Raw genomic sequence first — 11961 nt, forward strand, 5'->3', positions numbered from 1 at the left:
CTTTTATAAAAAAATCGATTATTGAAGATATTATTTATGTTTAAAAGAAGTCCATCATTATATCTTTTAGATATTTTAGAAGCAATAGAGCTCTCAAAAGAGGAGCATAAAGGCAATCCTAATATCTTAAAACTACTTAATACGCTACAGCAGGAGTATATGTAAATGCAAGATAATCTCTACAACCTAGCCTTTGAACGCAGTGTTCTTAGCTCTATCATCTTTGAGCCAAGCCAATTTGATGAGCTGAGTGTCATTTTAAAAAAAGATGACTTTTATCTGCCTGCACATCAGGATATTTTTGCTGCGATGCTCACACTACTGCAAAAAGATCAGCCAATAGATGAAGAGTTCATCAAAAAAGAGCTTATAAAAGCAAAAAAATTTGATGAACAGGTACTGCTTGAAATTCTCTCTGCAAACCCTATCTCAAATACTACTGCCTATGTTGAGGAGATAAAAGACAAATCACTTAAACGCAACCTCCTAACACTCACAACAGAGATAAAACGCGTTACAGTCGAAGAGGAACTTCCTTCTGCCGAAGTTGTGGACATTGTCGAAAAAAAGCTTTATGAAATTACACAAGACAACCAGACAAGCGATTTCAAAGACTCTCCAAAAATGACCTTCGATACGATGGAATATATCAAAGAAATGAAAGCACGCGGAAACTCTATACTTGTCGGGGTAGATACAGGATTTAAAGAGCTCAACAAAATGACGACAGGGTTTGGTAAAGGTGATTTAGTTATCATTGCCGCTCGGCCTGCAATGGGGAAAACTTCCTTCATTTTAAACACGGTCAATTCCCTTATAGTACAAGGCAAAGGTGTCGCTTTTTTCTCACTTGAAATGCCTGCTGAACAATTAATGTTGCGTTTGCTTTCCATTCAAACATCTATTCCACTGCAAAAACTTCGTGTAGGAGATATGAATGATGATCAGTGGAGTAACCTTAATGGTGCCATAGACAGAATGAACTCTGCAAAACTTTTTGTGGATGATCAGGGAAGTCTCAATATTAACCAACTACGCTCAAAACTTCGAAAACTTAAAAATCAACACCCAGAGATTGAGATAGCGGTCATCGACTACTTGCAAATTATGTCAGGAATTGGTAATCAAGACAGACACTTACAAGTTTCAGAAATTTCTCGTGGACTTAAAATGCTTGCCCGTGAACTTGAAATGCCAGTTGTTGCCCTCTCTCAGCTCAATCGTGGGCTAGAGAGCAGAAATGACAAGCGTCCAATGCTGAGTGATATTCGCGAATCTGGTTCTATTGAGCAAGATGCCGACATTATTTTATTTGTCTATCGTGATGATGTTTACCTCTACAAAGAAGAAAAAGAGCGGGAAAAAGCTGCAAAAGCAGAGGGCAAAGAGTTTACCTCCACCTATGTTGAAAAAGAGGAAGAGGATGCTGAAATTATCATTGGAAAACAGAGAAATGGTCCAACAGGGCATGTAAAACTTGTTTTTCAGAAAAAACTCACCCGCTTTGTCGATGCGCCAAGTTTTGCAAGTGCTGTAGAGACTGTTTATGAAAATGTCGACACCTCATCCGCACAGGTTAATCTGCCAAATGTAGAGATGCCAGCTATTTAATGAGAATTTTCACTAATGAAAAATATTGAGAGCATTGAGCTACTATCTTCTAAAAGAGATATTTTCACTCTTTTGGCACTGCTCTTGTTTCTCCTTTTTCTATCTCTCTCTTATCAATACTACAAATACCACGAACTTACAAAATTTGACTCTCAGCTAGTAAACGCAGTCGTCTTAAAACAGTACACAAAAACAAAACGAACAAAAAAAGGGAAATTAAAACGCTATGAGGTGCTGAAATTACGGAGTGATGATGGCTTTACTTTTTATACAACTGCAAGCAAAAATCTCAAAAACATAAAAAACAAAACTATTAAACTAGAAATCTGGGCTGGGAAAATCTCTTTTTATGAGTATATGCGAACTTTCTTTGCTTTTAGTAAAATTATCAAAATTTATAATGAAAATTCTCTTATGAATAGAGTCTCAAACGCAATAGCCACACAACATAAAGATAAAAATGTTACAGCTGTTTATGAGGCACTCTTTTTAGCAAAACCACTCCCTAGAAATTTACAAATACAGTTTTCAAATCTTGGTATTTCTCATCTTATTGCCATTAGTGGTTTTCACTTAGGAGTATTAAGTTTTATTCTCTTTTTATTGCTAAAATACCCCCATAAATTCCTACAAAACCGCTATTTTCCATACAGAAGTTACACAAAAGATAGTTTTACAATCACTGCGTTTATACTGCTGACTTATATGCTTTTTCTCTCTACTCCACCCTCTTTGCTTCGGGCTTTTATTATGCTTATGGTAGGATTTATTTTATACGAGAGAGGAATGAAAATCATCTCCATGCAGACTCTTGGTATCACTATTTTACTCATACTTGCCCTATTTCCAAAACTGCTCTTTAGCATAGGTTTTTGGCTTAGTGTGAGTGGTGTTTTTTATATATTTCTCTTTTTTATCTACTTTAAGCATTATAGTAAAGTAAAACAGTTTCTTCTCATCCCATTTTGGGTTTATCTTTTGATGCTCCCCTATTCACTTACTATTTTTGGGAATTTTTCGCTCTACCATCCCCTCTCAATTCTCTACTCAACCCTCTTTACACTCTTTTACCCACTAGCACTCTTTTTGCATCTCTTTGGTTTTGGAAATCTGCTTGATCCTATTGTAAATATGCTACTCAATGCAAACCTAAACGCACTCCAAGAGCATCTTAACATTAGCTATTTATTTGTTGAAATTATTTTATCACTCTTGAGTGTTTTTAGTAGGAGGGCTTTGTGGCTGTTGCTCATCTATGTAGGCTCTATTTTTGTATATTTTATCTATAATGTAGCATAGTTTTAGAGCATATAATTAATATAAAAATCCAAACACCCAAAGTGGTATTTTATTACAAAATCCAATCTCTATCTCATCAGATGCAACATAAGAATTAGGCAAATCTTTTATTTGGCTAAACCCTTTATCTTTCCCACCAATCTCCAGAGTATATTTTTCATCAACAAAGAAATCACCCTCTTTAGCAATGTTGAGTCTATTTTTTACTCTCAGTTGGTTTGCAAAAAATGTCTCTCTCACTGTACCTATTTCACTCTTTTGACAATAGGCAAAAAGTAGATTTGTATTATTTAGGTATATTTTTGCAGGTTTATTAATTTTCTTTATCCCCTTAACATATTCATCCACCAAAAGAAGCATTTGACCATCATTTAAAAATTCTACATAATCATAAAGTTTTGCTCTGCTAATCTCTGCTACTGCAGCTATTTTTGTATAATTTACTTCAAATGGTTTACTTTCACAAACAACTTCTAAAAGCTTTTTTAGCTTGTAAGTATATTTTTGTTCTATCAAACCTAAAGAGGTTAAGTCCAAATCAATTGTCAAGTTAATAGTATTCAAAAGGCTCTCATAATAAGAGTTTTTTTTATCGAAATAGAATGGATAGTAGCCTGTTTTTATATACTCCTTAAAGTCATCCAATATTTTATGATTTTTCTTTACAATGCTTTCGCATATATCAATATGGTTTTCAACAAGAGTTTCAAGTTTATAACTATCATAAGTAGTTTTATATTTAAACTCCAAATACTCTCTAAATGAAAAACCATGAAGATTATAGAGTGTTACACGCCTACTTAAATCACTTTTTGCATTTAAAATAGATGTTGCACTACTCCCTGTAAAGATGACATAAATGTTATACATGTCATAAATTGTTTTTAAATAAGCACTAAAATCATTGTAGCGATGTATTTCATCAAGAAGTAGATATTCTCCTCCAGATTCTACAAATGCTTCAACAATATCAATCAAATCTGTACCTACTAAAAATGGATAATCCATGGAGATATAGAGTGCATTTTTATCTTCTTCTTGCAACTCTTGTAAGTATTGGAAAAGAAGTGTTGTCTTACCAACTCCCCTTGCACCAAATACAGCAATCATCTTATCGTCAAAGTTTATCTCCTTATACAAAGATCTTTTATACTCTATTGTATGTGATTTTTTTAATCTATTTTGAAAAGAAAATAATTTATCTAGCATGAAGTACTCCATAATTGTATTTGTCTATAGCCGTAAACAATTATAGCATTTATTTGATTTATTGAGAAAGAAATCAACACTCTTGAGTATTTTTAGTAGGAGGGCTTTGTGGTTGTTGCTTATTTATGTAGGCTCTATTTTTATATATTTTATCTATAATATAGCATAGTTTCAAACCATATAAAAAGATAATCCACGAAACATATATCCATAAAAAAAGAAACATTAAAATGGCAAAGGAGCCGTACATTGTAGTATATGACTTATTTAAAAAGACATAATAGATAAAAGCATTTTTACTCACACTAAATATGACAGAGACAACAAAAGAGCTTATAAGTGAAGCTTTAGGGTTTATTTTTGCGTTTGCTGCAATTTGAAATATAAGAAAGAAGAGTCCCCAGATGATGATGTAAGGAATCAATGGTAAAATATTTAAACCTGATGTTAAATCATTAGAAGCTATTAAAGCTGCGATATATCCCGTAATGTAAAATGAGACACCAAGAGCAATGGGAGTAAGTGTTAAAAGCGTCCAGTATGTCGTTATGCTCTCCCATAAAGTTCGCGCTCTAGCATGAAATATCTTATTTGCAATATACTCAAAGTTTTTGAAAAAAAGCATAGAAGAGACTAAAATAGCAAGAAATCCTATAGCCCCCATTTTTGAAGAGTTTTGTAAAAAGCCATTTATTTGAATCATCACTGTATCGGAGTTTACCGGCATAAGATTTGAAAAGATGAAACCTTGAATTTTCTCATAATACTCCGCGAATGATGGCAGAGATGTTAAAATTGCCATAATGATAAGTAGGAGTGGAATAATCGTAAAAATTGTATAAAAGCTCAAACTTGCAGCAAAAAGGGTCAGCTCTTTATCAACAAAAGAGCTTACAAACAGTTTTGCCTCTTGGAGTACAATTTTTACTTTTTTATTCATACTGCGTTTAACTAAGTCCCATTTTTGCAGGGTTTAAAATATTGTTAGGATCAAACGCAGCCTTGATAGATTTAAAAAGGTTCATCTCTTCATCTGTAAATGCCATATACATATATGGTGCTTTTGCCAGTCCAATGCCATGCTCCCCCGAGAGTGTTCCACCTAAATCAACAGTCGCTTGAAAAACCTCTTCTATGGCCTGATAAGCAATTGCAACTTGACGAGGGTTTGAGCCGTCTACCATTACATTTGTATGGACATTTCCATCTCCAGTATGTCCAAAACATGGAATATTTACACTATATTTTTTAGCAATAGCAGAAAATCTCTCTAAAAGTTCTGGTAAAACAGCACGAGGAACAGTGACATCTTCATTAAGTTTTTTACTTCCATAAATAGAGAGTGCAGGAGAAGCATTACGGCGAGCAAACCATATCTCTGCCGCCTCTTTGTCATCTTTTGCAACTCTAAACTCACTACATCCATTCTCTTTAAATACTTTCTCAATTTGTCCTAGTTGAAAATCTAAATCATCTTCTAGGTTTCCATCAACATCTGTTACAAGGAGCGCACCTGCATCAACTGGTAAGCCTTTATGAAATGTCTGCTCAACTGCACGAATGGTAAGATTATCCAAAAACTCCATAGCAACTGGTGTAATACCACTTGCCATCGTTTTATAGACCGCTTCCATCGCATCATTCACAGTAGGGAAAATTCCCATTGCTGTTTTTGTCATTTTAGGCTTTGGAATGAGTTTGAGTGTAATCTCTGTAAGTACCGCAAGCGTTCCCTCAGAGGCTATTAAAATACCACTAATGTTATACCCTGCCACATCTTTAATGGTGCGTTTTCCTGCTTTGATGATATCACCGTTTGGAAGTACAGCGCGAGTAGCCATTACATAATCTTTTGTAATGCCATATTTTGCAGCACGCATTCCACCTGCATTTTCACTTACATTTCCACCAATTGTAGAGTAATCTTGACTTGCTGGATCTGGTGGATAAAAGAGTCCCACCTCTTCTACAGCACGCTGTAAGTCCATATTTATCACACCTGGTTGCACAATAGCTACCATATTTTTCATATCTATCTCAAGAATGTTATTCATATGTTTTTCCATGGCAAGAACTATGCCCCCACTACTAGGCAATGCCCCACCAGTAAAACCAGAGCCAGCACCACGAGGTACAATAATAATTTTATGCATATTACAATACTTCAAAATTTCGCTAATATCCTCTTCATGACGAGGAAAAACCACAGCATCTGGTTCAAAATGTTCTCGTGTTGCATCATAAGAGTATGCTAAAAGATGTGCTTTATCGCTATAAATATTTTCACTTCCTACAATATTTTTAAAATGTTCAATATGTCCTGAATCTATCATTTTTCACCCCTTTTTTCGTACTTTTTATATAATGAAACTAACTCTTTATTGTTTGCATTATTTTGCATTAAAAGTTTATAGTAGTATTTTGTATAGTTTTTTACCTGCGATGTCCCTTTTCCCCAATCCCACCAAGAAGATTCTATTTTCTGTACTCGTGTATAGAAAGGTAATCTCACTTTTTTTTGCTCTAATGGTGCGGCACTAATATGTAAGATTTTAAAACTTTTCATATCTAGTGTGTAGACTTTTTTATCGAGATAAATAAATAAAAGTCCTGTACTTGTCGCCTCAGACATACTATGAAAATCACTTACAAGTGGCGATGGGTGTCCTGTATAAGAGAGAATGGTCGCAAACAAATCAGGATGTATCCACTGCGTTTGCACACTTTTTGTAATACGGTGGTAAATTGCCTCATCTGGAGCAATAAGCATAGCACGGCTGTAACCAAATGCAAGTTCAACACTATCTCCAACTTCTGCTTTGAACTCTTCTTTGGGTACAGAGTCATTGTCCAGCATATGAAAAGAGCTTATTTTGAGTGTTGCTTCACTTTTATTTGCATCAAAACTTTGAACAACAGCATTATCAATAACTTCACTATGTTTAGGTGTAATATAATGCACAACAAAGCCACTCATACCTACATCAATTTTATTTATGTTTATTGTAATTGTGTCATTTTTTTTATTTACAGATACAATAGGAGCAGTTACAACGCTAGCATAGAGATTAACCAATGCTAATAAAACTAAAACAATATATTTCATCTTACTTCTTTTTTAATAATATATGCGATTATATCAAACAAACCTCATATTAATCAAAAATTTGCTAAAGTTTCATTTTATTTTAAATTAGGTTTATATTTATGCTACGATTTTTCATATTTTTATCTCTCTTTACCTCTCTTTTTGCCTCAACTGTAGATAGGTACAGATGGGACAATGGTGAAAGTTATCTCCTTTTTTTACAAAGAAATAACCTTCCTACAAAACCACTCTACTATAATTTGGACAAAGATGACCAACAATTAACCGAAGAGATGCGGAGTGGTATTCACTACCAAATTCTTCGGGACAACAAAGGTAATATTGAACAAATTTTACTTCCATTAAATGATGAGTTACAAATTCATATTGCCAAAAAAGGGAAATCTTACTCATTTGAAGCTATTCCCATCATCTCAACAACAAAAACAGAGGGTTTTTACACCACCATTACAAGCTCTCCAAACTACAATATTTTAAAAGCAACAGGTTCAAATAAACTTGTTCAAATTTTTGTCTCTAGTTTTAGACACTCACTCAATTTCAAAAATAATATCCGTAAAGGTGACAAACTTGCGATGATATATACACAAAAGTATCGTCTTGGCTACCCTTTTTCTATGCCTACACTCAAAGTTGCCATGATAGAGATGCACCATAAAAAGCACTATATTTATCTTAACAGCAATGGGCGTTACTATAATGAAAAAGGTGCTGAAGTTGAAGGCTTTTTATTTGGTCGTCCAATTCCAGGAGCAAGAGTATCTTCACCATTTTCAAAAAGAAGATGGCATCCAATTTTACATAAATGGAAAGCACATAATGGTGTAGACTTTGCTGCAAGAAGAGGAACACCTGTTCATGCAGCTGGTGCCGGCACCGTCATCTGGTGTGCAAGAGCAGGCACCTATGGTAACCTTGTAAAAATCCGTCATGCAGATGGATACGAAACACGCTATGCTCATCTACACGCTTTTAGAAGAGGAATCCATAGAGGTTCTCATGTCAAAAAAGGTCAAATCGTTGCCTATGTAGGAACAACAGGTCGCTCAACTGGACCACATTTACATTTTGAGATAAGAATACATGGTCGTCCTATAAATCCACTCCATATTATTCAAATAGCAACAAAAAAATTAACAGGCAGGAAAAAAAGAGCATTTTTAAAACTTAAAAAGAGAGATGATAAAAGTATAGCACTTCTACTTCAGAACAAAACAACATTTAAAAAGCTTCCACCTTTTCAAGATATGTCTTATGTACATCTTGTAACGAATAAGAATTGATGAAATCGAAGAACAACTAATATTTTTTTTGAAAATTAATAACTTTATGCTATAATCAATCTTGAAACAGTATAACGATATACAGGTCTGATTACCCTGAACACTGTAAAGCCTTGTCTCATTTATTGAGGCAAGGCTTTTTTTTTGCACATTTTTTTGTGTGGGTAGTGCTGGGTGGGAGTGTTGAAAAAAAGGATTTTCCTTTGTATCGTATCGTTATACTGTTGTTAATACTTGGTTACTTAACTAAGCTCTTTTAACATTTGGAGAGGAGTAATCACCCTCTCCTTTTTTTATGCAAACTCCAACGGATCCATATCTATCTCAGCCATGCTTACTTTTGTAGCTTTTATGGCTTTTATGAGGTCTGTGCTTTTATCTGCACGAAGTAGTATTTCAAAACGGTACTTATTTGCTACTCTCTCTATCGCACATTTTCCTGCACCGACTATCTCTACGCTCTTACTAAACGCAGTGAGACGCTCTTGCATCTGCCCCATAGCATCGCGAGCTTTTGCGCCATTCTTATCTGAAAAGAGCAGACGACAAAGCTTTTTATATGGAGGGTAAAGCTCCTCTCTAAAAACTTTTTCAGACTCTAAGAACTCTTCATATTTATCTATGTAAGTGCTAAAAAAATCTTCATTAAAAGTCTGTACAATAACCTTTGCATCTTTTGCCCGTCCACTTCGTCCTGATACCTGAATAAGCGTTGAAAGAGCTTTTTCTCGTGCTCGATAATCACTCATATTGAGCATATTGTCCATTCCAAGCACTACAGCTAGCGTTACTCCATGATAATCATGCCCTTTTGAGAGCATCTGCGTACCAACAAGAATGTCACTCTCTTTGTCATTAAACTTTTTGAGTGCTTTTTTTAGTTTGTTGGCTGTAGTGATGGCATCTCTATCAAACTGTTGTATCACTGCGTTTGGAAGTAACTCTTGTATGTTTTGTACAGCCTCTGCCGTACCTAATCGTGAACTTGTTAAATGTGCACCTTGGCACTCTGGGCAAACTTGGGGAATAGCCTGTGTAAAGTTACAATAGTGACACTTTAAGGCTCGTGAGTGTTGGTGAACACTCATTCCCACACTACAAAATGCACACTTTATTGTATGTCCACAATCTTGGCAAATAAGATATTTAAAATTTGCCCGTGTCGGTAAAAAAACAATAGCCTGCTCTTTTTTTTGCACCGTTTCTCGTAGATTATTTATAATCAAAGGAGAGAGACTCTCTATATTTTTTTCATATATAAAACTCTTTTTAGAAACAAAATGTCCCCCTCGTAAGCGTATGTGAGGAAATTTCACATAAGCATTGAGCGATGGAGTTGCAGAGCCTAAAACAACTGCAGCATTATAAAGTTTGCCCATATATATGGCTATATCGCGAGCATTGTATCGTGGTCTTGAAGAGGATTTATAACTATCGTCATGCTCTTCATCAACAACTATAAGCCCTAAATCTTCTATGGGTAAAAAGAGTGCAGAGCGTGGTCCAGCTATGATTTTTGCTTCTCCACTCTGAATTTTTCCCATCGCCTCTTTTTTCTTTTTTGGTGTGAGTTTTGAGTGCCACATTACAACATTCTCACCAAAATGCTCTTCAAGTCTTTTGGACATTTGTGGTGTAAGTGAAATTTCAGGCATCAAAAAGATGCTGCGTTTAGAGAGTGCTATCATCTGCTCAAAGTACTTCATATATATCTCTGTTTTACCACTTCCTGTATCGCCAAAGAGTAAAGAGACTTTATGTTTTTGTAAAAAAAATAATGCTTCACTCTGTTTTTGTGAAAGTTTTATTTTTGAGATATATTCATCTTTATCACTGCGTTTAGATTCTTGCGTTGTCTTATTAAAAGGAACGAGAAGAGCCAAAGCATCCCCAAATGAACAGATGTAATAAGAGGAGATGAACTTTGCAAGCTCCATCTGCTTTTTAGAGTAGCTAAATGCAGTGACTTGTAGAATTTCACTTGTTTTAAACGCAGGTTGAGGCGTTTGAGAGAGCACAACACCAAAGGCTTTACGAGAACGCACAGAGACTTCCACCTGTTGTCCAACTTCTAAAACAGTGTCAAAATGGTAGGTAAAAGGCTCAAGAGGAGAGCCTATAAGGGAGATGTTATAATAATTCAACTATTTTGTTAACTTGTCACACTCATTGCCTGATGTACAGAGAAATTTTCCATCTGAAGGTGTATAAGTGAAAGTATTGGAACTTCCTCCAATTTTATAAATATATGTTCCGCTTGTTGCCCCTGCACTCCAACCATCATTTCCAGTTGATGGAGAAATCGGATACATCAATACCCCTCCAAAAAGTCCTCCATGATCCATCTGATTGTATGTGCTACCATTTTTGGTATAAGTACCTGTACCATTTGGAATAAAAGAGGAAATTCCTTTAATGAGCCTAGACTGTCGTTCTGTAATAATTCCCGAACGAATTGAAGCTACATTGGAACGCCCTTTTGCTATTAGAGCATCTCCACGTGTCGCTGCAAATTTTGGTACGGCAATAGCTGCTAAAATCCCTAAAATCACGATAACAAAGACTACCTCTATCATTGTAAATGCATTTTTAGTCATATATATTTCCTTAAAATTTGTGCTCAACACTAGCAATAGAAGAGAAATGATTTTTTCAACTAAGCGTTAAGTTACAAGACATACTTAACTTGTTATAGAAGTATGTTTCACCTTTCAAGTTCCTTCTCCATCATCTTTATTTAATGTAAAACATGGTTCATCTACAGTTATTTAAACACCATTCCGTTCGTTTAAATTTAAACTTTGTGATTCTAAATAACTATCATAAATACAAGTTCTATCATTGTGAAAGTTTGCCTAGTCTTTTGCATAAGAAACTCCTTACAGAATTTCTTCTATTTTAACTTTAGCTTATTTTGGAGACTGACCTAATAATATCTCCAAGTAAAATCTTGGAGATATGGTAAACAAAAATAGATTTCTCACTAAAATGAGAAATCGGCTACTGAGGTATTAAAAATTATGCGTAACACCAGTAGCTGAAGACATAGAATTTTTTGCTGCTAAAGCGTGTGCCTCAGTACATTTATTTCCAGCTCCACTATCTTTAATAGTTAATGTTCCTGCACTATCCTTAGCAGTCAAAGTAAAACAACTTGCTGCCTCTGTACATGCAGGCGAAACAACAACTGTATCTGCAGTACCAGTTACTCCACTAAATAAACCTGTTTTAAGGTATGCTCCACCTGCATCACCAACACATGTAGCTAAATCACTAGCCGTTTTCGCTGCTTCAGCGTCACTACGAGTAGCCGCAAGTTTTGGAATGGCAACTGCTGCCAAAATACCTAAAATAACAATAACAAAGATCAATTCGATCATAGTAAAACCAGCTCTTTTCATAAAGAACTCCTTAATTAAAATATTTGGATTACACTAGTAACCTTAAAAA

General features: G+C 35.0%; 11 protein-coding genes. 4 read left to right on the forward strand and 7 right to left on the reverse strand.

Annotation, left to right across the window (positions count from 1 at the left end; genetic code table 11):
• Window positions 1-36: 36 nt before the first annotated feature.
• Genes MVY38_RS04400 through MVY38_RS04410 form a run of 3 tightly spaced genes read left to right on the forward strand, consistent with a single transcriptional unit; the run spans window position 37 to window position 2910 of the window.
• Window positions 37-165, forward strand: coding sequence for a hypothetical protein (locus MVY38_RS04400; RefSeq protein ID WP_297483942.1), 129 nt, complete (start codon window positions 37-39; stop codon window positions 163-165).
• Window positions 166-1611, forward strand: a complete 1446-nt coding sequence (locus tag MVY38_RS04405) for a replicative DNA helicase (RefSeq protein ID WP_297483943.1) — start codon at window positions 166-168, stop codon at window positions 1609-1611.
• Between the two features lie 15 nt (window positions 1612-1626).
• The gene (locus tag MVY38_RS04410; RefSeq protein ID WP_297483945.1) at window positions 1627-2910 is read left to right on the forward strand and encodes a ComEC/Rec2 family competence protein; all 1284 of its coding nucleotides are present in this window, start codon (window positions 1627-1629) and stop codon (window positions 2908-2910) included.
• Window positions 2911-2925: 15 nt separating this feature from the next.
• Here the strand turns inward: MVY38_RS04410 and MVY38_RS04415 are convergent, their stop codons facing one another.
• The 4 genes from MVY38_RS04415 to MVY38_RS04430 form a co-directional block, all read right to left on the reverse strand.
• Entirely contained in the window at window positions 2926-4119 is a 1194-nt protein-coding gene (locus MVY38_RS04415) for an AAA family ATPase (protein ID WP_297483946.1), read from the reverse strand.
• A gap of 73 nt (window positions 4120-4192) precedes the next feature.
• Window positions 4193-5059, reverse strand: coding sequence for a YihY family inner membrane protein (locus MVY38_RS04420; protein ID WP_297483948.1), 867 nt, complete (start codon window positions 5057-5059; stop codon window positions 4193-4195).
• A 7-nt stretch (window positions 5060-5066) separates the two neighbouring features.
• Window positions 5067-6452: an FAD-linked oxidase C-terminal domain-containing protein gene (locus tag MVY38_RS04425; protein ID WP_297483950.1), complete on the reverse strand. Its 1386-nt coding sequence runs from the start codon at window positions 6450-6452 to the stop codon at window positions 5067-5069.
• Entirely contained in the window at window positions 6449-7225 is a 777-nt protein-coding gene (locus MVY38_RS04430; protein ID WP_297483953.1) for a plasminogen-binding N-terminal domain-containing protein, read from the reverse strand. Before MVY38_RS04430 ends, MVY38_RS04425 begins: the two co-directional genes overlap by 4 nt.
• 101 nt (window positions 7226-7326) lie before the next feature.
• Here MVY38_RS04430 and MVY38_RS04435 point away from each other — a divergent pair, with 101 nt between their 5' ends.
• On the forward strand, window positions 7327-8511 hold the full coding sequence (locus MVY38_RS04435) for a peptidoglycan DD-metalloendopeptidase family protein (protein ID WP_297483954.1): 1185 nt from the start codon (window positions 7327-7329) through the stop codon (window positions 8509-8511).
• 293 nt (window positions 8512-8804) lie between these two features.
• Here MVY38_RS04435 and MVY38_RS04440 read toward each other — a convergent pair whose 3' ends face one another.
• The 3 genes from MVY38_RS04440 to MVY38_RS04450 all read right to left on the reverse strand — a co-directional run bounded on the left by MVY38_RS04440 (window position 8805) and on the right by MVY38_RS04450 (window position 11912).
• Window positions 8805-10655 (reverse strand): primosomal protein N', encoded by a 1851-nt coding sequence (locus MVY38_RS04440; protein WP_297483955.1) that lies wholly within the window; start codon window positions 10653-10655, stop codon window positions 8805-8807.
• Window positions 10656-11108, reverse strand: coding sequence for a type II secretion system protein (locus MVY38_RS04445; RefSeq protein WP_297483956.1), 453 nt, complete (start codon window positions 11106-11108; stop codon window positions 10656-10658).
• 414 nt (window positions 11109-11522) lie between these two features.
• Complete coding sequence (locus MVY38_RS04450; protein ID WP_297483957.1) at window positions 11523-11912, reverse strand: prepilin-type N-terminal cleavage/methylation domain-containing protein; 390 nt, start codon at window positions 11910-11912, stop codon at window positions 11523-11525.
• Between the last annotated feature and the right edge of the window lie 49 nt (window positions 11913-11961).

The organism is Sulfurimonas sp., from assembly GCF_027056685.1.
Taxonomy (GTDB): domain Bacteria; phylum Campylobacterota; class Campylobacteria; order Campylobacterales; family Sulfurimonadaceae; genus Sulfurimonas.

What these genes read in the sequence shown, in the direction of transcription:
- MVY38_RS04425 (WP_297483950.1), bottom strand. Translation starts at nt 6,452, where the DNA reads ATGATAGATTCAGGACATATTGAACATTTTAAAAATATTGTAGGAAGT.
- MVY38_RS04420 (WP_297483948.1), bottom strand. Translation starts at nt 5,059, where the DNA reads ATGAATAAAAAAGTAAAAATTGTACTCCAAGAGGCAAAACTGTTTGTA.
- MVY38_RS04410 (WP_297483945.1), top strand. Translation starts at nt 1,627, where the DNA reads ATGAAAAATATTGAGAGCATTGAGCTACTATCTTCTAAAAGAGATATT.
- MVY38_RS04405 (WP_297483943.1), top strand. Translation starts at nt 166, where the DNA reads ATGCAAGATAATCTCTACAACCTAGCCTTTGAACGCAGTGTTCTTAGC.
- MVY38_RS04450 (WP_297483957.1), bottom strand. Translation starts at nt 11,912, where the DNA reads ATGAAAAGAGCTGGTTTTACTATGATCGAATTGATCTTTGTTATTGTT.
- MVY38_RS04435 (WP_297483954.1), top strand. Translation starts at nt 7,327, where the DNA reads ATGCTACGATTTTTCATATTTTTATCTCTCTTTACCTCTCTTTTTGCC.
- MVY38_RS04430 (WP_297483953.1), bottom strand. Translation starts at nt 7,225, where the DNA reads ATGAAATATATTGTTTTAGTTTTATTAGCATTGGTTAATCTCTATGCT.
- MVY38_RS04445 (WP_297483956.1), bottom strand. Translation starts at nt 11,108, where the DNA reads ATGACTAAAAATGCATTTACAATGATAGAGGTAGTCTTTGTTATCGTG.
- MVY38_RS04415 (WP_297483946.1), bottom strand. Translation starts at nt 4,119, where the DNA reads ATGCTAGATAAATTATTTTCTTTTCAAAATAGATTAAAAAAATCACAT.
- MVY38_RS04400 (WP_297483942.1), top strand. Translation starts at nt 37, where the DNA reads ATGTTTAAAAGAAGTCCATCATTATATCTTTTAGATATTTTAGAAGCA.